Origin of the sequence: Clostridium sp. Marseille-P299 (assembly GCF_900078195.1) — a bacterium.
Lineage (GTDB): Bacteria > Bacillota > Clostridia > Lachnospirales > Lachnospiraceae > Lachnoclostridium.
On record NZ_FJVE01000007.1, the window covers coordinates 1,264,504 to 1,290,085 of the forward strand.

The 25,582-nt window shown below is 32.4% G+C and carries 20 protein-coding genes; 19 read left to right on the plus strand and 1 reads right to left on the minus strand.

Annotation, left to right across the window (positions count from 1 at the left end; all coding sequences use genetic code 11):
* Nucleotides 1–74 precede the first annotated feature (74 nt).
* The 3 genes from BN4220_RS13485 to BN4220_RS13495 all read left to right on the plus strand — a co-directional run bounded on the left by BN4220_RS13485 (nt 75) and on the right by BN4220_RS13495 (nt 1,510).
* On the plus strand, nt 75–725 hold the full coding sequence (locus BN4220_RS13485; protein WP_148401744.1) for a hypothetical protein: 651 nt from the start codon (nt 75–77) through the stop codon (nt 723–725).
* 195 nt (nt 726–920) lie between these two features.
* On the plus strand, nt 921–1,166 hold the full coding sequence (locus tag BN4220_RS13490) for a hypothetical protein (protein ID WP_066717282.1): 246 nt from the start codon (nt 921–923) through the stop codon (nt 1,164–1,166).
* A 47-nt stretch (nt 1,167–1,213) separates the two neighbouring features.
* Nucleotides 1,214–1,510: a DUF503 domain-containing protein gene (locus tag BN4220_RS13495; protein ID WP_066717284.1), complete on the plus strand. Its 297-nt coding sequence runs from the start codon at nt 1,214–1,216 to the stop codon at nt 1,508–1,510.
* Nucleotides 1,511–1,747: 237 nt separating this feature from the next.
* On the opposite strand, the gene BN4220_RS13500 is transcribed toward BN4220_RS13495, so the two are convergent.
* Nucleotides 1,748–3,547, minus strand: a complete 1,800-nt coding sequence (locus tag BN4220_RS13500; RefSeq protein WP_066717286.1) for a cellulase family glycosylhydrolase — start codon at nt 3,545–3,547, stop codon at nt 1,748–1,750.
* A 307-nt stretch (nt 3,548–3,854) separates the two neighbouring features.
* Here BN4220_RS13500 and BN4220_RS13505 point away from each other — a divergent pair, with 307 nt between their 5' ends.
* The 16 genes from BN4220_RS13505 (at nt 3,855) to BN4220_RS13575 (ending at nt 25,445) form a co-directional block, all read left to right on the plus strand.
* Entirely contained in the window at nt 3,855–8,948 is a 5,094-nt protein-coding gene (locus BN4220_RS13505; RefSeq protein WP_066717288.1) for a right-handed parallel beta-helix repeat-containing protein, read from the plus strand.
* A gap of 354 nt (nt 8,949–9,302) precedes the next feature.
* Nucleotides 9,303–10,445, plus strand: coding sequence for an alpha/beta hydrolase (locus BN4220_RS13510; RefSeq protein WP_066717291.1), 1,143 nt, complete (start codon nt 9,303–9,305; stop codon nt 10,443–10,445).
* 369 nt (nt 10,446–10,814) lie between these two features.
* Nucleotides 10,815–11,156 carry a PadR family transcriptional regulator gene (locus BN4220_RS13515; RefSeq protein WP_066720969.1) on the plus strand — a complete coding sequence of 114 codons (342 nt, stop codon included), beginning with the start codon at nt 10,815–10,817 and terminating at the stop codon, nt 11,154–11,156.
* Nucleotides 11,143–12,492 carry a permease prefix domain 1-containing protein gene (locus tag BN4220_RS13520; protein WP_066717294.1) on the plus strand — a complete coding sequence of 450 codons (1,350 nt, stop codon included), beginning with the start codon at nt 11,143–11,145 and terminating at the stop codon, nt 12,490–12,492. The genes BN4220_RS13515 and BN4220_RS13520 overlap by 14 nt, the downstream gene beginning before the upstream one ends.
* A 256-nt stretch (nt 12,493–12,748) precedes the next feature.
* A complete protein-coding gene (bcp, locus tag BN4220_RS13525; protein WP_066717297.1) occupies nt 12,749–13,213 on the plus strand; it encodes a thioredoxin-dependent thiol peroxidase in 465 nt (154 codons plus the stop codon).
* Between the two features lie 332 nt (nt 13,214–13,545).
* A complete protein-coding gene (locus BN4220_RS13530) occupies nt 13,546–15,735 on the plus strand; it encodes a hypothetical protein (protein WP_066717301.1) in 2,190 nt (729 codons plus the stop codon).
* A 472-nt stretch (nt 15,736–16,207) separates the two neighbouring features.
* Nucleotides 16,208–17,227, plus strand: a complete 1,020-nt coding sequence (locus BN4220_RS13535) for an ABC transporter ATP-binding protein (protein WP_066720971.1) — start codon at nt 16,208–16,210, stop codon at nt 17,225–17,227.
* 37 nt (nt 17,228–17,264) lie between these two features.
* A complete protein-coding gene (locus BN4220_RS13540; RefSeq protein WP_066717303.1) occupies nt 17,265–18,077 on the plus strand; it encodes an ABC transporter permease in 813 nt (270 codons plus the stop codon).
* 10 nt (nt 18,078–18,087) lie between these two features.
* On the plus strand, nt 18,088–18,879 hold the full coding sequence (locus tag BN4220_RS13545; protein ID WP_066717305.1) for an ABC transporter permease: 792 nt from the start codon (nt 18,088–18,090) through the stop codon (nt 18,877–18,879).
* A gap of 217 nt (nt 18,880–19,096) precedes the next feature.
* Nucleotides 19,097–19,300: a hypothetical protein gene (locus BN4220_RS13550; protein WP_066717308.1), complete on the plus strand. Its 204-nt coding sequence runs from the start codon at nt 19,097–19,099 to the stop codon at nt 19,298–19,300.
* A gap of 8 nt (nt 19,301–19,308) precedes the next feature.
* On the plus strand, nt 19,309–19,635 hold the full coding sequence (locus BN4220_RS13555) for an MmcQ/YjbR family DNA-binding protein (protein ID WP_066717311.1): 327 nt from the start codon (nt 19,309–19,311) through the stop codon (nt 19,633–19,635).
* Nucleotides 19,636–19,693: 58 nt separating this feature from the next.
* Nucleotides 19,694–19,819 (plus strand): hypothetical protein, encoded by a 126-nt coding sequence (locus BN4220_RS20640; protein WP_278280732.1) that lies wholly within the window; start codon nt 19,694–19,696, stop codon nt 19,817–19,819.
* Nucleotides 19,820–20,040: 221 nt separating this feature from the next.
* A complete protein-coding gene (gene pdaA / locus BN4220_RS13560) occupies nt 20,041–20,763 on the plus strand; it encodes a delta-lactam-biosynthetic de-N-acetylase (RefSeq protein WP_347477099.1) in 723 nt (240 codons plus the stop codon).
* A 207-nt stretch (nt 20,764–20,970) separates the two neighbouring features.
* Nucleotides 20,971–22,329, plus strand: a complete 1,359-nt coding sequence (locus BN4220_RS13565) for a DEAD/DEAH box helicase (RefSeq protein WP_066717315.1) — start codon at nt 20,971–20,973, stop codon at nt 22,327–22,329.
* A 241-nt stretch (nt 22,330–22,570) separates the two neighbouring features.
* Nucleotides 22,571–24,409, plus strand: a complete 1,839-nt coding sequence (locus BN4220_RS13570; protein WP_066717318.1) for a trypsin-like peptidase domain-containing protein — start codon at nt 22,571–22,573, stop codon at nt 24,407–24,409.
* A 199-nt stretch (nt 24,410–24,608) separates the two neighbouring features.
* Nucleotides 24,609–25,445, plus strand: coding sequence for an N-acetylmuramoyl-L-alanine amidase family protein (locus BN4220_RS13575; RefSeq protein WP_066717321.1), 837 nt, complete (start codon nt 24,609–24,611; stop codon nt 25,443–25,445).
* Nucleotides 25,446–25,582 lie beyond the last annotated feature (137 nt).

Below are 25,582 nucleotides of genomic sequence, written 5' to 3' on the forward strand. Positions count from 1 at the left end.
ATAGGATATCATGAGTTTTTAGAGAGAAAGGTTTTGTTATGAAAAAGGCTTTCATTATGAGAGGAAAATTAATTGTGAGAAAGAAATTAATGTTGAGAATGAAATTTTTGACTTACTTAATTATACAGAGTGTTAGTCTTACTGCCTGCAGTATGAAACAAACGGAAGAAAAAACGGTCATAAACCATAATATAACACCAACCATAAATACTGAAGTGACTATGATTCCAGTAATTCCTAAAGAAGAGATAACACCAACTACTGCCACATTACCAACAGAAATTATCTCGCCAACAATCATTCCCACGCAGGAAGTTGCTATTATAAAAATGGATGTGATTGAAAAACTATATCAAACTTACGGTGAAATGGATGAAGAAAGAGATGTTTATCTCATAGATTATAGTGAAGAAGATAATACAATTAAAACTCAAAGTTTAGAATGGCTTACACCCTGGTCTAAGGAGGATGAGTCACGAATACGAGAACTTCTTGATTTAAATAAGGTACCTGAAGGTATATGGGATTATGAATACTATATTTACACGGAATCTGAAGATACAACAACTTACAAGTTAGCTGATGATGTTAGAATAATACTACGACATAGTAGAACGGATTACACAGAATATTCTAAGTTTCCTAAAATAGATGAAAAATTATTGGTATCAATATTTGTTAAAGATAATTTGGTTTATCTAATTTACGAAGTGTATACTCCTTAAGATCGAGAGTATTTTAGTTGTTTCGTTAATTTCAGAGTCATTAACTGTGGGGTTAAATAAAGTTTTCAATCAGAAATGGTATAATGAATAGAAATTCTTGTGAATCCCCATATTAGATTTAGTAACTATTTGATAATTTCTAAGTGAAATTGTATAATATAACCATTACAAGTATTATTAGAGAGAAGGGAAACTATGTTTTTTAAGTCGAAATATTTGAAAGAATTGGATGCATTATTACAGCAATTGAAAATGAACCAAGAAAATAATTATAAAGATGCGGCTCAGGAAGATTTTCAAAAGTTTTCAAAACGTCTAGAAGAGCTTAAAAGCCAAGGTTCATTGAAAGAAAAAGATTATATGTATTACTGCAATCTAAAGAATCAGTACGCATCGACACTTAAAAATTATACACATAAGGATCAAAAATGTAGTTGGTAGTTACTCTTTTCTTAAATAAAATTCAACCTTGTATGTTAAAAGGTGCTATGTTAGTAAATACAATTATTATTACATTTTATGCCCCGTGGGTGCAATCTTTAAAAGAGAAGAGAATGATTTTAAAAAGTTTGATGAGTAAAGCAAAGAATAAATTTAATATTTCAATTGCCGAAGTCAAACATCAGGATAACCATAAGATAATAGTGCTTGGAATTGCATACATTGCAGCAGATAATGCACAAGCAGATAGTATATACGAAAATATAATATCATTTTTAGAAACCGCATCAGATGCAGAAATAACGGATATTAGCCATGATTGGTATCGAAGTGGTGAGTTATAAAGAAATGATAGTTATATTAGGACGATAAAATGAAATGGAACAGTATAATTGATAATTTTCATATCAAGTATACTGTTCCGTTTTTCAGTTATAGTCAAAGTACAAGATGCAAAGTACAAGATGTAAAGTGAAAGATGTAAAGTGAAAGATGTTCCGCTAAGGATTCCCATGATACACTAAGGAAGTGAGTCACTTTATGACAATACAGCTGCATGTGATTATATTATTTATATAACATTAATTTGACTTTACTTTAACGATAATGCCTAAATCGGAAATACTGCTGTTAGCTTGAATTGTTTGATTATAATCCACTGGTGTAATAGTGATTTTGTTTTGTTTCATTTTTGCTGTGCAATTCCAGTTATCCTTAATCTCAGCATTACTTTGAAATTCTAATTTAAGGGTCCAATTCTCAATCGGTATTGAGGTAATATTTTTAAGCGTAATTCGGTACAAATAACACTTGCTTCCTGATTCTTCCCAGGATGTATCAAGTAAGATCGAAGGTTGAATAGAATCACTAACAGTTATTTTTTTAATGAAATCATCTATATCCGCTGATTCAGTTGTAGAAGTAGATGAATTATTTTTAGGAATATCGGTAGGAGTTGGCGTTACTTTAATGGAAGATGTATTTTTATTTGCGGTTGTATTATCAGAAGAATTATTATCTTGATTTGCATTAGAACCAAGATTATCCGTTCCGCTAAGCATAGATTTTAACCATTTTCCACTATCAGAAAGATCTTCATCCAAAAAGCCTGATGTTTTTTTACAAGAACTTTTTATAATTGCAGAGCTTTCACTTTTGTTCGAAAGGTTCCACGCAATGTAACTTACCTTATGTTGATCCATCAAAGCGACCCATTTATTTGCTTCCTCTGTATTAATTAATCCGTTTCCCGAGGCATCGCATATACCGTACTCGCTAACAAAGACAGGAAGACCACTTTCAATTGCCGAAACCATTTTGTTTCTCAAATTATCACGATGTGTATCTGCGTAAAAATGTAAGGCATACATTATATTATCATACTCCGTTATTGGTGATTGTGCAGCTATGTCAACATCTTGTGACCATGTTGGGGTACCAACTATTATAATGGCATCAGGAGCATTTTTACGGATGGCAGGAATGACTTGTTTTGCATAAGATTTAATGTCCGCCCAAGTAGTGCTACCATTTGGTTCATTACATATTTCATATAAAATATGCGGATCATTTTTATATTTCGATGAGATTTCATCAAAAAACTCAATCGCATCCTTTACGTGGGTTAATGGATTTCCATCACTTAAAATATGCCAGTCAACTATTACATAAAGGTCTAAATCTTGTGCGATTTCAATCCCTTTATTAACAATTGATTTTAGATTCTTTTTCTGTGCTTCATTGCTTGAACAGTATCCATTATATTCTTCTGTATACATGGCTAGACGAAGAACATTCATATTCCAGTCATTTTTAAAGGATTTAAATGCATCCATGTTGATGTATTCTGGAAACCAACCAAGTCCGTGAGAGCTTAGACCTTTTAATTGTATCGGATTATTATTTTCGTCACATAGATTAGTTCCGTTTACATGCAATTGTCCGTAATAATCTAGAGTGGAAGTCTTAGTTTTATTTTTTGAAGCTGAATTATTTTTAGATTCTGTATTATTCATTGAAGTTCCACTATCCTTTGAAGTTTCAGTAGTATTTGAACTCGTGTTGTTTTTATTATCAGTATTATTATGTACATTAGAAGTAGTATTTTCGTCCGTGCTTGTAATGATATCAGAGCTTATTTCATTTTCTTCATTCTGATTGGCACTAGAATTTGAATCAGTATTAGAATTCAAATTATTGTTCGAATTTTTATCATTACTCGGCTCAGTTAATTCATTTGATTCGGGTGTTTGTAATGAACTCTTCTCTTCGGTAACTATAGTAGGCTCTATTTTAGAATCAGTCATTTTAGATTGGCATCCCGTTAAAATAAATAAAGATAGTATGATAAAGTATTTAGTTAAATTCCATTTTCCTTTCATTGATAACCTCACATTAAAATTGATTTACACTTTTAGTATAAACAATGACTGTAAAAATGCAATACTAACTAAAATTGTAAATGCTTACAAAGTATTAACATATATACCCTGGGATAAATTGAAAGGAAAATCAAAATGCACAAAATAGATAGTCTTTTAATTAGTTCAGAATATATACAAATATACATTTTTAACAAAAAATATGTTTTTGATAAAGAATTATTGTATTAGATTTTCGTCAATGTTATAATTTTTAATGTAGTTACATTGAAAATGAACAAAAGAAGACAACAAGGAGGAGACTAATATGAAAGCGATTTCAAAAAAGCGAATCATTTCCATATTAATGATTGTATTTCTATTATTTAGTTCAGTTTCTGTCAGCAATGTACGGTTTGTGCAGGCAGCATCCGACGAATCATTAATTATGGTAGATGATTTACTAGAGAGTGAAAATGAAACACAATCTACAAATGAAGATGCAACAGAAGAAGATGTTGTAACGAACGAAGATGTAGAAGAGGTTGTAACGGAAGAAGATGTTGCAACAGAAGAAACAACAACTGAGAATACAGGAGATATTCAAAGCGTTGAAGTGGAAGAAGTGGAAGTAAAGGTTGCATCTGGGGGTGCTATCATTAATGGAAACCTTACTACTTGGGATGCTAGCGCTATTGTAGCTGCAAGTGAAAAAGACAATGGATTAACACTTCATGGTTCAGGTTGGACTGTAAATGAAGCTAAGGATGATCTATTTTTTACGGATAATTATCCAGTAAAAGGACCAAATGCTAAGGCAGGTAGTGATAAAGCAAAAACTGATGGAATAAATGCAGATAAAACTATTCCAGATTCAGGTTGCTATATTTCCTATGAAGCTACAGAAGATGGAAAGTTATCATTTTATGAAAAAACTGGTAGTGGTAAAACTTTTTATATCGTTGGTAGCGATGGTACAGTAGAAGTATTAAAAAACGAAACAAAAGTAAGTACATATGATATAGTGACTGTTGATGTAAAAGCAGGTGTGACCTATTATGCTTATCTTGGGGCTGGAACAGCTCAAGTTTGGCAAGTAATATTTGAAAAAGCTCAAAAAACAGAATGGTCAGCACAAGATTTAATCAACAATGGTGGTCAGGATGATAATGGATTAATTATCCGTGGAGAAGGCTGGTCACAAAACGATGCTTCAGACGCTTTAAGTTTTGCGGATGGATTTCCTGTAGCAGGACCTAATGCAAAAGCTGGTAGTAAAAAGGCTCAAACAGATGGTTCAAATGCAAAAGGAAGCATTCCAAATGGAGGATGCTATTTAGAATATACTGCAAGCAAAGATGGTACATTTGCTGTATATACTAAAATAAACAAAGATAAAACATTTTGGGCTGTTGGAAACGATGGTTCTAGTAAAGATATTCCAAATAATACAGGTGCAAGTGCATATGAAATCGTTGAGATTCCTGTTACAGCAGGAGTGACATATTATTTCTATCAAGCAGAGTCTACAGCGCAATTTTGGAAAGCAATTTTTAAAGATGTGCAACCAGTAACTCCTTGGGATGAAGTAGCTACACCAGTAATCAATGACGTTACTGTAAATGATGAAGGAAACTTTGTGGTAGATTTTACAGCTGTAATTGATAGTGCAAAAGGTGCTGAAAATCTTAAGATCACAATGCTTTGTAATGGACTTGAAGTAACAACAGTTGATTTAACTTTCCAAAATGACGAAGTTGTTATGACTCCATTAAGTAATGGTGACTATACATTCTATGCAACAGCGCAAAGAGCAGGTTACCCAGACAAGAAGAGTGAAAGTTTTAATTATCCAGGTTACGTACTAGCAGTTCGTAAACCAGTAATCGAATTAGTACAAGGAAATGAAGATGGATCAATCTATGTTGATTGGATGAACATTCCTGATGCTAATAAGTATAAAGTAGAATATAAGAAAACTACAGATGCTGATTATACAGTAGCTGTAGAAGAAACAACAGATGGACATGCAACAATTGCAGGAAATCATGAATCAGGTTCCTATGATATTAAGGTTTCTGCAATAAGAGAAGCAGACAATTTTGTAGCAGTTTATGAGAATACTTATGAAGTATCAAAAGAGTATCAATGGCATTTTGCAACGATTGGTTCTGCACAAGAAACAAATGCGGAAATCAAAGATGGCGATACTGTATTAGAGACAGTGGAATTATCTTCAAAGGATACTGCTGCTGAAAAGAAAAATGTAGTTGATGCAACTGATGTAACGAATACAGACATGACAATTGTAATGAATGGATCTACAAGTGGTAAGATTTCAGATGGTGAAGAAGGTTTTTCATATTATTATACAATGATTGACCCTAACACAACAAACTTTGAACTTACTGCAACTTATAAAATTACAGATACTAGTTTAACTCCAGACAACCAAACTGGTTTTGGTCTAATTGCAACTGACATGTTAGGTATTAACTATTATGGAAGTCCTGACTACGGTCACAAATATTTCAACTCTATATCAAATCAGTTATATAGTGCAAAAGGTAAAATGTTAGGCCTTCGCGTGATTACAGGGTATAATTCCTTTGATACTTCAAGTAATGAAGATGTAACAAGAACAACTCATGAAGTAAGATTCAAGGAGACAACAGGAAACTTTGACCTTGGAACTACATATACATTCACATTAAGAAAAACAGATGATGGATTTTATGCACTTTTAAATGGAGAAGAGATCAAATATGATGATTTATCCGTTCTTTCTGTACAAGAAGACGGTTCTATCTGTGTAGGTTTAATGGTATCTAGAAAAGTAACTTGTGAGATATCAGATGTTAAGTTCACTACATCCGAAAGCCAAGGTGTTGGCAGTGGTGCAGATAAGGATGAAACAATTAAACCTTCATTAAGAGTATATTCAACAGGTACTACAGGTGCAAAAGAATATGAATATATCGTAGAAACATCAGCTGCTGGTGATTTAATCATTCTTGGAGCAGATGGTAGCGAAGCATACAATAAATATGTAGAAGAAAATGAAGTAGTTAAAATCATGATTCCTGTTTCAGTTGGAAAAAATGAAATTAAAACTACACTTACACCAGATAAATCTAAGACTTATACAAATTACGATGTAATTTCATCTAAAACAACTGTTGAAGTTAAGAGATATTTTGAAGAAGGAGAAGTAATTTACGTATCTCCAAATGGAAGTTCTGAAAATTTAGGAACAAAAGAAAGTCCACTTGATATTAATACAGCAGTAAAATATGCTCAACCAGGACAGTATATTTACTTATTAAATGGTACATATACAGGTAATGGAGTAACAATTGCACGTAGTGTATCTGGTACAAAAGAAAATCCTATTACTATGGTTGCCGAAACTCCAGGAAAAGTAATTTTTGAAGGACAAGGAATTCGATTAGTAGGTAGCTACTGGCATATTTATGGTATCTATGTGCATTACCCATCTGCAGTAGGTATTCAAATCAGTGGTAATTACAATACAATTGAAATGTGTACCGTAGAAGGTTCACAAAATACAGGTGTTCAGATTAGCCGTGATGGTGGTGCTGAACGTGAGAATGGTTTAAAATATTTATTATGGCCATCTTACAACTTAGTTAAGAACGTAGAATCTTTTGACAACTGTGATCCAGGTAGAAATGACGCCGATGGTTTCGCTGCTAAATTAACAAGTGGTGAAGGAAACGTATTCTACGGATGTATCGGACATAACAATATTGATGATGGTTGGGATTTATTTGCGAAAGCAATTTCAGGAAACATTGGTAAAGTAACAATCATTAACTGTGTTGCATATGACAATGGTTGGTTAACAACAGAAGATACAAGTGCACCTGGATATAGCTATGGTGAAGGTAACGGATTTAAATTAGGTGGAAATGACTTAAAAGGCGGTCACACTTTAATTAATTCTATTTCATTTAATAATGCTGCAAAAGGTATCACAAGTAATAGCTGCCCTGATAATGTTATTATAAATTCTACATCTTTTAATAATAACATTGCGGAAGGAATTGGCTACAATGTTGGATTAAATAAGAAACCATCCAATTTAATGGAATGGAAAGTAGATGGTTTAATTTCTTATAGTACTACAACAAGTACAGCAGATTTAATTCCATTCTCATTATCAAGCCCAACAAACTATATTTATAATGGAACAGCATCTTATAATAGCCTTGGTGAAATGGCAGTAGAAGATTGGTTTGTAAGCACTGACGTTACAGTTAAACCAACGAGAAATGAAGATGGTACAATTAACATGCATGGTTTATTAGAACTTAATGAATCTGCACCACAAACATCTGGTGGTAGACTTGATGTAACTAGTGATGATGCAAAATCTGTATATCCAGAAGTTAACTTTGTACAAAATGGAGAACCTACAGAACCATCAACTACACCAGAACCAACAAGTACACCAAGACCAACAAGTACACCAAGTACAGGATCCGATTCAGATAATGAATCTACAGTTTCTCCTACACCACAACCAGAAAAGGTTGAAATAGTTTCTGTTGATAAGAATGAAACAGTACAATCTATTTTAAAGAAGGATAAAAATAATTCTACAGCTATCATTGCAGTAGTAACTGGTGGAGAAAAAGGTAAAATATCCGTTTCTGTTGATGTAAGCTCTAATAAAGAATTAAAGAGCGGAGAACGTGTTTATGTATTCCGTGTTGACAGTAAGACTGGTAAACTTTTAAGCATCCCAGGTGGATATGGATATAAGGTTTCTGCGAATGGTAAGGTAGACTTAACACTAGCAACAGAAGGTGAATATGTAATCCTTGAAAATGCTCCAAGCAATTCAGTAATTCGAAGTATACCTGCACAAGTTTGGTCAAGCATGGATTATAGTGTATTATATTTAGATGGTGAAATTGGTGCTACTAGAGAATTAAAATTACATCTTCCAGAAACAGTAGAGATTGTTAATTCTTTAAATGCAAAACCATCCTCAAAAGCAATGACTGTTGCAAAAGTAGATTATTTTTCATCCAATACAGCAGTAGCTACGGTATCAAAAGATGGAGTAATTACAGCAAAATCAAATGGAAAAGCTGTAATTGTTACTAAAGTAACCTTTGCTTCAGGAAAAGTAAAGACAATGAAACGTACAATCGTTGTAAAAGAACCAAGCGTTCGTTTCAATATAGCAAAAACTACATTGAAAACAAATGAAACGATTGATTATAGTGTAAAAGGTTTAGGTTACCCAACAGATAAGGTTGAGGTTTCTGTTCAAAATAATGGGGTATTAGAGTTAGTTGATGGTAAGATTAAAGCAGTGAAGGCTGGCAGCGCAGTAGTAACAGCAAAATACGGTGATGTTACTGTAAAGACTGAAATTACTGTTAAATAATTCAAAGCAAAAACAATAATATAAATAAAAGGAGATCACTATCTGGTGGTCTCCTTTTTCAACTTTCAATGAATAAAGTGCGAAATATTATTTAAATTCTCATTTTTAACTATAAGATTTTAATTTATGTGTACTTTATGGATAAATTATTCTTTCTTATTTATATATTTACATAAATATCCAATAGTATTAATATAGAAGAGTAATACAAATTATACATTTAGAATAACACATCTAAAATAATACATTTAGTTATTACATTTAGCATATTAGATTTCAGTTTATAATAACCCAAAGTTTAGATATCGTCTTGTATTAAAGAAATAATCATATTCATAAATAAAGGAGTGATGCATGAAAAATTTATTTGCTATAATTATTATAATTCTAATATTATTATTCCTTATATATAGCATCTTTAAAGTTAAGAAAAAAGCGAAAGCTGCTTTTGTAATTAGTTCTGTTATTTTACTTGTAATAGTAATATATACATGGTTTCATCCATCTTGGGAATATCCAAAAACCTCAGGGAAGTTTAATGTAGCTTCCGTATCTAGTACATATATGGATAATAACCGTATTGAGACATATGAGGAGAATGGTTCTAATCGATGGCTTAATGTTAAGTTTTGGTACCCTGAAAATTATACTGGTGAGAATCACACATGTCCACTTATTCTTTTTTCTCATGGAGCCTTTGGCATAAAAGAAAGTAATGAAACGCTGTACCGAGAGCTGGCGAGCAATGGTTATGTTGTGTGTGCAATTGATCACACTTATCAATGCCTAAGTACTAAGAATACTGATGGCAAGGAAGTTAGAATGAGCTCGGTATATAGAAAACAGGTAATTATGGCAAGTGATTCTGATGCTAATAAGCGGGAGGAGCTTTATCAATTTTTCAGCGAATGGATGGAAATACGTATGGGGGATATAAACTTTGTTCTTGATACAATTATTTCTTATGCTAATTCTAATGACAATAGCACCAATGGCGTATATATGCTAACAGATACCACTAAGATTGGTGTCATGGGGCATTCTCTTGGCGGATCAGCAGCGCTTGGAATCGGGCGTATACGAAGTGATGTTAAAGCAATCATTGCGCTTGAGGCGCCATTTATGTTTGATGTAAAAGGAATTAAAGATGGAAATTTTATATGGGATAATACGGAGTACCCAATTCCATTGTTAAACGTGTATACAGACTCATCTTGGAATAACCTTAAAAATTCTACACAATATGAAAAAAACTATCAGATACTGAATGATAACAAAAGTACAACTTATGATTTATATGTTAAAAATGCTGGACACATGACACTTACCGATCTTGCATTTTCAATGCCACCTCTTTGTCTAATGTTTGGGCAAAATATGTTTCTTGATGTAGAGAAATGCATGCAAATACTCAATCAAAACTATCTGGATTTCTTTAATTATTATCTTAAGGAATTCAACTACAACAATGAGGATGGTTTAGTTTCGATGAGATAAATCGTGGTGATCAAACAAAAATTAAAGATAAGAGTGTAAAATTAAGCAGTATGGAGCAGTATTAAAATGTTTCATGCTGTTATTTTTTATTGTTTTGTATTTTGATATTTAAATATATTTAAATATCTGTAGAATTCAATAGGAAAGCAAAAAGGATACAAATGTTAAAGTGTATGTAATAATGAGAATAATTTCCAAAAATTTCTTGACATATATAGATAGTCGATATAATATGATGTATAGATAATCTATATATAATTAAATATTAAATCATATTAGAAATTTTTCACGAGGATAATATCTAAGGGGAATTAATCAATAAATTAATTATGCTTTGTACGTAGCATCGATTATGCAATGGAGGTGTTTATAATGATTGAAAAAAGTTTACTTTCCGGAAGTACTACTATGTTACTTCTTAGGTTATTGGAAGAAAAGAATATGTACGGATACGAGATGATTGATATCTTACGAAAGCGTTCCAATAATGTATTTGAACTAAAAGCTGGAACCCTATACCCCTTGCTTCATTCTTTAGAAGAGAAGAATCTCTTATCTTCCTATGAAGAAGAGGTGAACGGTAAGGTACGTAAGTATTATCAGATTTCAAAAGAAGGTAAGAAATACTTAAAGCAAAAGAAAGAGGAGTGGAAAGAATATTCAGATGCTGTGAGTAGTGTACTAGGAGGTAATTGCTATGGCATGGTCTGACTACATTACAACGGTGAAAGAACAGATACGTAATAAAAAGGCAAAATTACTGATTGAAGATGAACTAAAAGATCATATTGAAGAGCAGATAAAGGCATATCAAGAGGATGGAGTTAGTTATGAAGAAGCTGAGAAAATGGCAGTACTTGATATGGGTGACCCAATTGAAGTGGGAACAGAGTTAAATCGTATCCATCGTCCGAAGCTCGAAAAAAAGCTACTTATGATGGTTATAATTTTTAGTGTTTTTAGTCTTATCCTACAGTATTTTGTAGGGCGTATATGTGTAGGGTTAAACAATCCGAATTATTTTATTGACCAACTAGGATTTACTATTATAGGAATTATAATTATGGTTCTGATTTATTTTTTTGACTATACCATTATTGGAAAATATCCATTTCTGATTTGGAGTATTTTTTATCTATTTGGTATTTATAGAGTGTTATATGGACATCGTTATTTTGGTAAAGTGGGCGGGATATTTACTTTGCTGTATTTATTTATCCCCTTATTTGCAGGTGTATTGTTTCGTTTACGTAATATGAAAATTAAAGGATTAATTATATCTGGGATTATTGGCGGAATGCCTATATTGCTCGCAATGAAAGGAAGTAGCTTTTCAGCAATGGTTCATTATTGCATTATTTTATTTATTATTATGAATATTGCAGTAGGAAAGCGTTGGTTTGGTATTAAAAAAAGACTTGGATATTTAATTGTATGGACTGGAATGATTGGAATACCTCTTGTATTCTTCGTTGCATGTTATGTATCGGGAATGCCTTTAATAAATGAATATCAAAAAATACGCTGGCAAGAAATTTTTCTAACATTAAGCAATAATAATATTTTTTATAGATCAAATTTTGCAAGACAAGCAATGACTAATACAAAAATCATTGGTAGCAATACAGAACTTTTAAAGAACAATTCTTGGATTGGTAGCGATTATATTCTGGTATTTATTTTTAATATGTTTGGTCTGATTATGGGATTAATTACGGTTGGATTAGTATTATTTTTATTGTATAAAGCTTTTGGGATTGCAAGAAAGCAAAGAAGTGTTTTAGGCTATATGGTTGGAATGTTTTGTGCGTTATCTTTCCTTGTGCAAACAATGTTTTATTTTATATCAAATTTAGGATTCTTTCAAATCAATGATGTGGTAAGTCAACAAGTACTTCCTTTCCTATCAAGTGGGGGGAGTAATATCGTTTATTCATACGCGGTAGCAGGATTGTTATTATCGGTTTATCGAAACTCAGATGTTGTCTCAGATAGAATAGTTTTAAATAAAACTTCCTTACTAGGTAAAATTAGGTTAAGGTCATAGATTAAAATAAAGATTGCCGCCCTAAAAGGTCGGCAATTTTGTCAATTTACTTAACTGTTACATTTATTTTACAACAAAACAAATAACACCATGACTAGAATATCTAAGCAATTTGTGCTAAACTATAAGTATATTAATGTAGTATGTAGTTAATATAATGGTTATGAAAAAATGATATTTATATAAAAAAATATAGTGAGGATTGTGATTCAAGGAACTACTTATACGAATTCTACAATCATAGAAAGGAGCACATATGTTAGAAGTTGGAATGAAAGCACCGGATTTTACATTAAAAAATCAAGAAGGTAGCGATATATCATTAGTAGATTATAGAGGGAAAAAGGTAGTATTATATTTTTATCCGAAGGATAATACACCAGGCTGTACAGCGCAGGCTTGTGGTTTTGCAGAGCATTATCCTGATTTTATGGAGCAAGGAGCAGTTGTCATCGGAATTAGTAAGGACTCTGTGGAATCTCACAGAAAATTTGCTGATAAATATAATTTACCATTTATTTTACTTTCAGACCCAGAGCTAGAAGCAATTCAAGCATATGATGTTTGGAAAGAGAAAAACATGTATGGAAAGAAGACCATGGGGGTTGTACGTACTACTTATCTGATTGATGAAGAAGGAATTATTATAAATGCCGCAACAAAAGTCAAGGCGAAAGAGAATCCTATGGATATGTTAAAGCTATTAGATGGAGAGAAATAGGAAGATTTATAAAATAAGTTAATACAAGAAGGGATATCGAATGTTGGTTTTCGATATCCCTTTTATTATAAAGTTTTAAAAACTTCATTTCTGACTAAAATTCTTAATAAATTGTGTTAAAAAATGCCATAAAATTGACAAGTGAAAAAACTAGACTGAAAGAAAGTTCTGATATCTTTTTTTTATAAAAAGAGAAACAAGTAATAGTTGAAGAACAAAAGAAAGGTAAAGAACAAAAGAAGTGTAAAGTGCAAAAGACATGTACAGAACAAAAGAAAAGTAAAGAACAAAAAGAAAAGGTAAAGAGTTAAGAGAAAGAGGAAGGGATTGTCATGAAACTTAAAAAAGGTTTAAAAATAATTTCTTATTTTGTTGTTATGCTTTTATTATGCGTGTTAATGCCAATGAACATTGCAAACGCTGCGACAAGTATTTCAAAGGATGTCAGCAAAGGCAATATCGTGATAAGTAAATCTGGAAATTATGTTATTAGTGGAGTCACAAATAAATACACGATTTTAGTGAAAAAAGGCGTAACGGCAAATATTACTTTTCAGAGTGTTGAGATAACGACTTCAGAAGATAATATATATCCGCTAAAAATAGAAGATGGTGCAAACGCTAATATTATTTTAAAAGGTGATAATAAATTAAAAAATAATAATAACCATGCTATCAATGTATTAAGTGGTGGTAAATTAACGATAGCTAGTTCAAGTACAGGCACCTTAACAGCTACCGGTGGTATTGAAGGAGCAGGTATTGGTGGAAGCGGCAGCATCAATATTAAAGGCGGAACAATAAAAGCCATAGGCGGTTTGTATGGAAACGGCATTGGTTTTGGAATTTCATCAAAATCATTGTGGGAAAATAGTGATAAGAAAGCTGGTTCAATAACGATTAGCGGTGGTGATGTTACTGCAATTGGTGGTAAAAATGCCTCGGCAGGGATTGGATACTCAAGTACGAAAACGAAGGGTAAAATAACAATCACCGGGGGTACTGTTTATGCAACCTCAGGAAGTGCCGGAATCGGAGGTTATGCTTTGGATGCGGGCAATGATATTATTATTAGTGGTGGTAATGTGACTGCGATTGGTAATGCATATAGTGCTGGGATTGGAAATACAATAAGTGCTAAAAATACCACAGTTAAAATTAGTGGTGGAACGATAACTGCAATTTCTGATCGTGGCAAGGTATTGTATGATAGCAATTACTATCCAAGTCTTAATGATAGTTATGATGTTGCAGCAGATAACATAATAATTACTGGAGGTATGACCTTTTTTGATTCATGTTCTTCAGAGCCAAAGAATGCCTCTGGTGAAAGCCTTCGTCATAAAATATATCAAAGCAAATCAGGTAAGATTAAAAGAATATTAGTAAACGAAACGACATATGGAATAAAAGACATGGAGTCCGAAGGCATTTTAAGTTTATGGTTACCAACTGTAAAAACGAATACCTTTTTAGACGTAGAGTTTGTTTCTGGTAGTAAAACGAAAATAAGCAAAGCGGATTATAACAAATATACCGAGTTGCCAAAAAATATGAACTTTGATTTAAGTGTTAGTGATATAGATCTATATAGTAATTTATGCATATACAAAAATAAAATTTATGATATTATGGATAAAAATACAACGATCGAAGTCACAGGAACAACTTCAAATCATCAGATTATTGTACATAGTGGAAATCATCGTATAGAATTTAATAATCTTAACGTTGATTATACAAAGCAAAGTGATAAAGATTTCTTTGTCATAAGTCCAAGGGCAAAAGTGCTTGTTCATTTGAAAAATAAAAACATGATTAAAACAGGGAATGATTCCATCGCGTTTTATGTAGGCCAAAATGCAGAACTATCCTTTACAGCATCTTCGATAGAAGATAGTCTTATGTTAGAAAGTAAGGAAAATTCCAATAGTATTTATACTAGTAATGGCCGTATTAATCAATATGGAGGTACGATTTCTATAAAAGCAGAACAGAATAGTTTTGGTATTTACCTTGGAAATCGTGGCGTGTTTACGTTGTATAATGGTATTTGTAATGGTAATAGTGAAAATAGCGTACTTGCTGGTTCAAATTATACAAATGTGATTGTACATGGTGGAACTCTAAACGCGGATACAATTGGTTGTCTGGAAGAAGTGACTGATTTAAGCAATCAAAATTTCACGATTACAAATGGTCAAGTAAATGTAAGTAATCGTATGATATTTACTAAGTTTTTTATCACTGGTGGAATCATTAATACGCATTTATTAGGTAGTGGAATTGGCACAGATATTACAATGTATGGTGGAAAAGTGTTAATGGATCAGTTCATTACCGATTATAGTAGTGTTTATGATAAAGAGAAGGGCAAGTATGTCTCCTTTCAATATGAAACACCAAATGGAGTATCAAAAGAATCTATGTTAGATGATACGAATATTTATGGTGGAGAAATAAAAGAGACTCATAACGTTACTGTAGATGAATTAAAAAAGATACAATATGGTCATCAATAATTGATAATGTATAAAATAAGAGGCTATTGCAAAATAGAGTTTTAAACAAACCTATTATGCAATAGCCTCTTTATTCTGATTATACGTCTATTTTTTCTTTACAGGATAACAAACTTCTGTAACAAATTCCTCTGGGTTTTATTAAATATGATTTTAACGATTGTTATTATGAAAGTTGTATTGCCTTAAGATACCGCACAAGCATAAAGGAGTTGAAATAGGTAATATCCTAAATTGATATGGACAAAAATGTAAAATTAAGATATGATAAAAAGACATATTTATCCATATTTAACCAGAAGTATGTAAATACAAAATATTTAAGATTCTCTAAAGCTTATAGGAGAAGTAAAAATCGTGACGTACAAGCAATTACTTAGGCACAAAGTTACGAAATAGAAACAGAACTCTTGTATATACAAAAATCATAAGAGAGGAAGCATAGGGTACAAGCATGGGAAGCGAAAATATAATGATTGACGTTCAAAATTTATGCAAAGAATTTAAATCCTCAAAGAAATATCCTGGATTAAGAGGTGCCGTGAAATCATTATTCACGACAGAAACTGTTATAAAAAAGGCGGTTCAAGATGTAAGCTTTCATATCAACGAGGGTGAAATTGTTGGTTATATTGGAAGTAACGGGGCAGGAAAATCAACCACGATAAAGATGATGACTGGTATTTTGGTACCAACCTCTGGTAAATGTCTAGTAGGTGGAATCGAACCTTATAAAAATAGAACGGAAAATGCAAAGCACATAGGTGCAGTATTTGGTCAGCGAACACAATTGTGGTGGGATTTACCGCTTACCGAAACCTTTTCTGTTTTAAAAGAAATCTATCAAGTAAATGACGCTGATTTTAAAATGCGTATGAGTTTTATTAATGATGTGCTAGGAATCAAAGAGTTTGAAAACAATACGGTTAGGACTTTGTCACTTGGTCAGCGTATGCGTGCTGATCTTGGAGCAGCATTAATACATAATCCCAAGGTGTTATACCTTGATGAACCAACAATTGGTTTGGATGTTGTTGTTAAAGATAAAATTAGAAGAGCTATTTTAGAAATGAATAAAGAATATAAAACGACAGTTTTATTAACAACTCATGATATGCAGGATATTGAAACACTTTGCCAGCATATTATTATCATTGACGATGGAAGAAAGATTTATGATGGGACCCAAGAGGATTTAAAAGAGGCGTATGAGGCCGCCACTAAGTTAACTTTAAAAGTCGATTCCCCTGAAATGATATCGGCAACAGATTTATTATCCAATTTTAAGCTGGGAAAAGAACGTATGAAGTTAGATATCAACGGAAATAAAATTGAAGTTATATTTTATAAAAATGATATATCCGTAACTGACATTATGGCATATATCATGAAGTTTACAAATATCTCAGATCTGACAACAGCGGATGTAGATTTAGCTAGTATTATTAAGAAAATATATGAAAAAAATAGCTCTATACATCGAAGTATGTGATAATGCGCTAGTTTAAAATAGGCGTAATGGGGGTACTATGAAATATTTAACGAAATTAAAGGTTTACATTCCATTTATAGAGAATTCAATAAAAATAAATTTAGCTTATCGGTTATCATTCTTTATAACAATACTAAGTAGGTTTTTTACGATTATCGTTACATATTATTTATGGAAAGCAATCTATTCCTCAAGCACCGATACGGTCTTAGGAGGGTTTTCATTTTATGAGATGATTACCTATATTATAATTAGTTTCTTCACTTCAGTCATTGTAAATAGTGAGTCGAGCAATTCCATTGCTTATGATGTAATGGATGGAAGTATCGCTGCAAATTTAATAAAACCAATCAATTATCAATTGACGATACTTGCGATAGGGATTGGAAGATTGCTTCTTAATTTTTTAACACTAGTATTACCATTTGCAATTATCTTTTGTGCTACAGGGTGGATTGATGCACCAACGGTCTCAAACAGTATTCTTTATATCATTAGTCTTTTCGTTAGCTTCCTTAATAATTTTTTATTTGGAAGTTGCTTTGCGGTGGTAGCATTTCATACAACGTATTATTTTGGATTAGATATGGCAAAAACGGTGGTAACGAGATTTTTTTCTGGCAGTATCATTCCGTTAACATTTTTTTCACCAATGCTAGAACGTATTTTTACGTTTCTACCATTTGCAACAATGAACTACACTCCAACGATGATTTATCTGGGTAAAATAACAGGGAGTGCATTAATAGAAGCAATTGTCTTACAGCTTATTTGGTTAATCTTATTTTATTTCATAAATAAATTGTTATGGAAGCATGCGATTAAAAGGCTAACAATTCTTGGAGGTTAGAGAGGGGAAAATGAAGCGATATCTTAAATTATATATTATATTTTTAAAACAATATATGAAAGCACAAATGCAGTCAAAACTTGATTTTATAATGGGATTCTTTTCATTCTTCTTAAATCAGATTTTAGGAATTGTGTTCATTTATTTAGTATTTGAAAAAATCCCGAATTTGCGGGGATGGAGCTTTGACCAAATGATTTTTATTTACGGTTATGCTCAAATCCCACGTGGAATCGATCATTTTATCGCAGATTATTTATGGGTTTTTACAAGAAAGACAGTGCGTGATGGAAGTTTTGACCGCTATTTATTACGACCAATTAATCCAGTGTATCAAATCATAATTGAACGGTGTCAGCCAGATGGTATCGGTGAAATATTAGTGGGGATATTGCTTGTCATATACTCCGCAAAGAATTTGAGCCTACAGTTTTCAATAATTAATATTTTATTATTTATTATATCAGTAGTTGTAGGAGCAGTTATTTTTACTTCAATTAAGCTATTTTTTGCAACCAATGCTTTTTTTATGAAAGATGCATATAGTTTATTGTATCTAGCGTATAATACCTCTGATTTTGTGAAGTATCCTCTAGAAATTTATGCGAAACCTGCTAGAGTCATTTTAAATTACATTATACCATTTGGGTTTACAGCATTTATACCAGCGAGCTACTTTTTAAAAGCAAGTTCGGTATATGCAACCATAGGAGCAGAAATTGTTATTGCAATATTAGCCTTTTTAATCGCATATAAGTATTTTTGTTTTGGATGCAAAAAGTATGAGAGTGCAGGGAATTAAATGAAATTTATAGGGGGCAGACCTTCTTCTATAAGGATAATTTGACAAAATAATAAAGTAAGATATAATCAAGGTAAGTGATAAGATATATGCAATGCCAAATAGGACTGTAATTGCAGTATATTGATTCATATATTAATTGGTAAACAAAAAGTGTTGTACTTCCTCTATATAAAACATACAACGCTTTTTTTAATAAATGAAAGGGGTTGGTTGATTGGAAGAAGAAAGTCGGCTAGAAGCCTTTGAAAAGATGCTAAGGGCAATTCAAAATGAATATGCGGATATTATTTTAAAGATGGAACAACTAAAGGCACAAGATAAAGTAAAGTCTGTGACTTATAAACAATTGATGGCAAGAAAACTTATGTATACACAAATGTTAGGGATTTATGATATATATGGATTAACAAAAAAGTAGGTGAAAAGGTGCAAAAACGAGCTGAAGTAATCGCATATTGCAATAAATTTGATGAGGTTTATGAAGATTATCCTTTTCATGATTTAAATTGGACTGTTATGAGACATAAAAAGAATCAAAAAATATTTGCATGGATTTTTGAAAAAAATACTCATATTTGGGTAAATGTAAAATGTGATCCTGAATGGAGAGACTTTTGGCGCAATGCCTACTCGTCTGTAGTTCCAGCATATCATTTGAATAAGACGCATTGGAATTCAATCATTTTAAATGGTGAAGTCCCTGAAAAAGATATTCATAAGATGATAGAGGAAAGTTATTATTTAACTAAATAAAAAGTAATTGAAGCATTTTCAAAGTAGAATGAATAAGTTTTGGTTTGGAGGTGTTAAGATGCTTAAAATAATTACAAGGATTTATAAAAACACTGGGAATACAGATGTTTTAACGATTGCAGTGGAAAAAGGATGGATTTCAGAAACACAAAGAAAGCAAATCACGAAGGAAAAAGTGGAATAAATGCCTTTGTTTTCTGAATTTATAATATACTTATATTAGATTTTTAAAGGATTTCATAAGATATATTTCTAAAATAGGAATGACTAACGGCACTATGAAATATAATGCAATAAAGATTATTTTGTGGTGAAGTTATGCATAAACTAAAATATAGTAGGTTTTTTGTCGTCCTTCTTATATTTGTGTGCTCATATTTTATAGGTGGAGGTATATCGCTATTGGTGCAAGCGAATACAAAAGATAAGTCCTTACAAAATGCGGGTGATAATTGGGGACTTGGATTTTCACAAGAAGGGCAGCCACCTACTGCAAATGCAACCCCTGATGAGCTTAAAAAATTTGGAGCTTATTACATCGGTGATACGAATGAGAAGGTGATATATTTAACCTTTGATGCAGGTTATGAAAATGGCTATACGCCTGCGATTCTTGATGCATTAAAGAAACATAATGTACCAGCTACATTTTTTATTGTAGGAAATTATATGGAAACAAGTCCAGAGCTTGTAAAAAGAATGGTCGATGAGGGTCACAATGTAGCGAATCATACATATCATCATCCAGACATGTCTAAAATATCATCCTTAGATTCTTTTAAAAAGGAAATTCAGGATTTGGAAGTTCTTTTTAAAGAGATTACAGGGAAAACTTTAACAAAATTCTATCGACCACCACAAGGAAAGTATAGCGAAAGTAATTTAAAAATGGCTCAGGAATTAGGATATCATACCTTCTTTTGGAGTCTTGCTTATGTTGATTGGTATGTTGATAAACAACCAACCAAAGAAGAGGCTTTTAAAAAATTACTTGGTCGTATTCACCCAGGGGCAGTGGTTTTATTACATAGTACTTCAAAAACAAATTCGGAGATACTGGATGAATTGCTAACCAAGTGGGAAGAGATGGGATATACATTTGGTCGTTTAGATGATTTAGTAAAATAAAATTCAAGGAGCTACGTACTAAGGAATTGGTACATAGCTCCTTTTTGAATTTTATTTATTTCATATATCCTTGGGGTGGTATAATTCAGAAAAATATTTTGATAAAAAAATCTATTTTACCAATGTCCAAAATCTATGGTATACTTGTATCCGAATAAAAATAAAAGTTCATTTGCAATACTGCGTGAATTTTGGAATGGATATTAGATGAATTTTAAAGAACTAAATGTAATAGAACCTATTTTAATTGCACTGGATGGCTTAAATTATGTAACACCTTCACCAATTCAAGAAAAGACGATACCCCTTGCACTTGAAGGAAATGATATATTAGGATGTGCACAAACTGGAAGTGGAAAAACCGCAGCATATGTTATCCCAGTCTTACAATCGTTGTTAAAACACAAAGAACAATATAACGAAGCCAAACAACAAAAAGATTCAAAACAATATGCTTGCATAGGAGCGCTGATATTAACACCAACGCGAGAATTAGCACTTCAGATTTGTGAGCAAACAAAGAAAATTGCAAAGAATACCGATCTTGAAATAGGGGCAATCTATGGTGGTGTTGACCAAAGTACCCAAATTGAAATGCTAGAACAAGGAATTGATATCTTGGTAGCAACACCAGGACGCTTACTTGATTTGATTCACCAAGAATATATAAAACTTAATCAAGTGAAAATGCTTGTATTAGATGAAGCAGATCGTATGCTTGATATGGGATTTATAAAAGAAATTAAAATGATAGAGAGACAAATCCCAGAAAAACAAATACTAATGTTTAGTGCGACGATGCCAAAACCAATTGAGCGATTAGCAGATACAATCTTAAGTAATCCAAAAACAGTTATGGTGGATGAAGTAAGTAGTACGGTGGATTCCGTGGAAGAGTTTGTTTATTTTGTGGATGCTGAAAATAAACTAGCATTATTAACTTCACTACTTCGAGGCAATGATGTTAAAAATGCGATTGTTTTTACGAATACAAGGCAGACCGCGGATCTAGTAATGAAACATTTACTTAAAAATGCAGTGCGAACTCTTGCAATCCATGGAGATAAGAGCCAAAATGCAAGACAGGATGCATTGATACAATTTCAAAAGGGAAAAATCAAAGCCCTTGTGGCAACGGATGTAGCTGCTCGTGGTATTGATATAACAAAGCTTTCGCATGTTATTAACTATGACATTCCAGAAAATCCGGAGAGTTATATCCATCGTATTGGACGAACAGGAAGAGCTGGATTAGATGGAATTGCTATAAATCTTTGTTGTATTGATGAGAAAGAAAATCTTACCTTTATTGAAAATCATATAGGTAAAAAAATGACAGAACTTAAATCTGAATGGCCAATGAAAATTTTTCAAAAAACAGTGAAACCACCTAAAAAAGCAAAGATCACTGAGGAAGTTTTTGAATTAACAAAAGTAAAAGACGTTTCCCTAAGTGGTAAGCCAGTCAATCCTAAAAGTAAAGGAAGATTTCATAAAGAAAAGTTTGGATATCAAAAGGACAAGCCATCCTTTGGTAGACAGAAGAATAAGAAATTTACGAAATAATTATAATTCAGTAATGGCTTAGAACTATACTGATATGAATAAAACGAGCAAAGTAAAGTGTGCACATTTTCTTTGCTCGTTTTTTATATTATACGAAAGAAAAGCTGATATGAAGCTGTTTAAAGGTTATTCTTTAGTCCATATTTTGTGAAAAATTTGTTGATTTTTACGGAACAATAAGGTAGAATGTGTAAGATTGCCTTTTATTGGCATATAAATTAAGTTGAGGATGGTATTACAAATGAAATCAATTAAGAAGTGGGTATTACGCCAGATTATGGTTTTTGCATTTATGCTAACACCAATGATTCTAACTGGTATGAATGCAGAGGTAGCGATTGCAGCTACTACAGTAAAACTAAATAGTAGTAAAGTTTCTCTTTATGTTGGAGAATCTTATACACTTAAACTTTCTGGAGTCAAGTCTAAGATAACGTGGGTATCGAACAACAAGGGTGTTGCTACTGTTTCGTCCACGGGTGTAGTGAAGGCGGTTAAAAAAGGTACAGCGAAAGTTACAGCTACAGTAGGAAATAAAAAATATACCTGTACGGTAACGGTCAAAGATCCTAAATTGAATCAGACAAAAGCTGAATTAAAAATCGGTGAATCTCAAATATTAAAAATTATTGGTAATAGCAAAAAAGTAACATGGAAAAGTTCTAAGAACACTGTGGTTAGTGTAAATAAAGACGGCTTGGTGGAAGCAAAAGGATTAGGTTCAGCAACAATTACTGGAACAGTAGATGGGAAAAAGTATTCTTGTAAAGTAACGGTTGGTGGAAGCCGTTTTTATACATCTATGAATAAAATTACTTGCTATGATGAAATTATAACAGCAGTATTGCTAGAAAATTGGGGTGATGATGAGCTAATCAATTACACTACCAATAATGATAACATCGAGGTTTACGATACGGAAACAGGAAGTGGAGATTACTTTTTCTTGCGTATCGTTCCAAAGAAGGTTGGAACCTCAGTAATTACGTTCACCACTTCTACAGATAACAGTAAGCTTGAGATTACGGTTACTGTTGTTGATGCTAAAAAGAAGGCGAAAGTTTTAACTGCAAAAGAGGTATATAAAAGTTGTTCTAAGGCTACGGTTCAAATTGTAACAGATGTTGGCGTAGGTACGGGATTCTTCTATGATACAGGAAAAGTGGTTACGAATTATCATGTTATAAAAGGAGCAAAAAAGATTACGGTTAATTTTACAGACGGGACTTCTTATGAGGTGAAAAATATTCTATCTTTGAATGAGTATGTTGATTTAGCTGTGCTTAGTGTACCGGTTTCAGTAACACCATTAAAACTGAATCAAAAAGAAGTTAGTTCAGGTGATACTGTATATGCAATCGGTAGTTCCTTGGGTGTATTAACAGATACCTTTACAAATGGTATTGTAACAAATGCGAATCGTTATGTAGATGATATTCATTATATACAAACGAATGCAGCTATAACCAATGGAAATAGTGGTGGACCTTTATTAAATGAATATGGTGAAGTTATTGGAATTAATACATGGCAGTATGTTAATGGGCAGAATATTAACTTTGCTATTTCTATAGAGGAACTTTACTATATGACCATATTCCATGGTTTTAGTATCGATGACATGAATGGCAATACTGTGGAAGAAGATGTGAGTGAAGAAGGAAATGTAGAAAAAAATCCATCAGAAGATACAGAGCCTACCATTGTTTATGAGGATACTTTGCTTAGTAAGTCCAAAGAAGGATGCCAGGACATAGAAAATAATATTTTAATGTATGGACATATCGAACCAGATGCTGTGGATTATTATCAATTCACGGTAACAAAGAAGGGGACTGTAGGGATTATTTGTTTAATCGACAAATCACAAATTACTGATTTTATGAAATTCTCCTTCGGAGTATATAGTAAAACGGATGACAAATTAATTTGTGTCAATGATTACGGTCAAATGGGTGATTATTATTGGTATTATACAGAGAAAGAGTTTGAGGCTGGTACCTATTATGTTATTCCTTATTATAGTGCAACAGGTGCATTAAGGAGCGTTCCATATTATTTGCAAGTCGTTCAAGAGTAAAATAAGAACGTTGAAGAACAATTTTCTTATTATTAAGGTTTCCTTAAGTTTGTTTAAAACTGTTTAAGATTGTAATTTTCATCTTGTACATTAGAATTCTCTCAATTATAATAGATACTGCTATACGTTGACGTCGTAGCAATATAATACCTTTATCATCTGTTTTGATGACAAAAGAGAAAAAATTGGGAGAGAAGACATGTTAAGAGAAATGTTTAAAATCGGTATAATCAGTTTCATAATACTAGCATTGACCGGTTGTTCTAGGGGACAAGTAAATAATGGACCAAATGAAGTAGCTCCAACAAACAGTGTGAGTGAAGAACAAAATTCTGAGGGAAAAAACGAAGATACAAACACCGATGAGAATGATAACTCATCGTTAACAGGACCAGAAGGTGATTTAGCGGACTCAGTAATTATCGCTTTAGATGCAGGACACGGTGGTGGATTTGGTGGTGCTTCATATGATGGTAGAAATGAAAAAGATCTAGCACTACAGATTGCTTTTTATGTGAAGGAATACATTGAAGAAAACTACACAGGTGCAGAAATCTATTTGGTGAGAGAAAAAGACGCTGCATTATCTGGAGATGTAAAAGAGGATTTAGAATTACGTGCAAAGTTTGCTAGTGATGTAAATGCAGATGCATTAGTAAGCTTACATTTTAACGCATCCGATGCACACGACCAAAGCGGTGCTATGGTTTTTATATCGAATCAAGATCATGTAACTGAAGCTTCTAAGAATTTAGGAGAGAAGATTCTAGTTGAACTAGAAGCTCTTGGACTAACCAATCGTGGAACGCAGAAAAGAAATAGTAATGATATGGTTGATGAGAATGGAAAACCACTGGATTATTATGCCATCAATCGTCATTGCGCGGCGATAAATATTCCAGGAATTATCGTTGAGCATTGTTTTATGGATCATTCAAATGATCAGCAATTTATTGATAGCGATGAGGATTTACGTGCATTAGCTAAGGCAGATGCGATTGGAATTGCGAACTATTTTGGGTTGAGTAAGAAGTAGAATTTCGACAGATAAGATGTAGTTTTATAAAGAAATATACAGATAGAGAAACAAATAGAGAAACATTCAATATATACATAGAAATACAAATGACAATGTTTAAAGGATCACTGATAAATTCAGTGGTCCTTATTTTT

Excerpts from the sequence above, each read along its gene's own strand:
- BN4220_RS13530 (WP_066717301.1), top strand. The coding sequence starts at position 13,546 with ATGAAACTTAAAAAAGGTTTAAAAATAATTTCTTATTTTGTTGTTATG.
- BN4220_RS13520 (WP_066717294.1), top strand. The coding sequence starts at position 11,143 with ATGGCATGGTCTGACTACATTACAACGGTGAAAGAACAGATACGTAAT.
- BN4220_RS13490 (WP_066717282.1), top strand. The coding sequence starts at position 921 with ATGTTTTTTAAGTCGAAATATTTGAAAGAATTGGATGCATTATTACAG.
- BN4220_RS13540 (WP_066717303.1), top strand. The coding sequence starts at position 17,265 with ATGAAATATTTAACGAAATTAAAGGTTTACATTCCATTTATAGAGAAT.
- bcp (WP_066717297.1), top strand. The coding sequence starts at position 12,749 with ATGTTAGAAGTTGGAATGAAAGCACCGGATTTTACATTAAAAAATCAA.
- BN4220_RS13510 (WP_066717291.1), top strand. The coding sequence starts at position 9,303 with ATGAAAAATTTATTTGCTATAATTATTATAATTCTAATATTATTATTC.
- BN4220_RS13565 (WP_066717315.1), top strand. The coding sequence starts at position 20,971 with ATGAATTTTAAAGAACTAAATGTAATAGAACCTATTTTAATTGCACTG.
- BN4220_RS13545 (WP_066717305.1), top strand. The coding sequence starts at position 18,088 with ATGAAGCGATATCTTAAATTATATATTATATTTTTAAAACAATATATG.
- BN4220_RS13575 (WP_066717321.1), top strand. The coding sequence starts at position 24,609 with ATGTTAAGAGAAATGTTTAAAATCGGTATAATCAGTTTCATAATACTA.
- BN4220_RS13535 (WP_066720971.1), top strand. The coding sequence starts at position 16,208 with ATGATTGACGTTCAAAATTTATGCAAAGAATTTAAATCCTCAAAGAAA.
- BN4220_RS13500 (WP_066717286.1), bottom strand. The coding sequence starts at position 3,547 with ATGAAAGGAAAATGGAATTTAACTAAATACTTTATCATACTATCTTTA.
- BN4220_RS20640 (WP_278280732.1), top strand. The coding sequence starts at position 19,694 with ATGCTTAAAATAATTACAAGGATTTATAAAAACACTGGGAATACAGAT.
- BN4220_RS13570 (WP_066717318.1), top strand. The coding sequence starts at position 22,571 with ATGAAATCAATTAAGAAGTGGGTATTACGCCAGATTATGGTTTTTGCA.
- BN4220_RS13505 (WP_066717288.1), top strand. The coding sequence starts at position 3,855 with ATGAAAGCGATTTCAAAAAAGCGAATCATTTCCATATTAATGATTGTA.
- BN4220_RS13495 (WP_066717284.1), top strand. The coding sequence starts at position 1,214 with ATGTTAGTAAATACAATTATTATTACATTTTATGCCCCGTGGGTGCAA.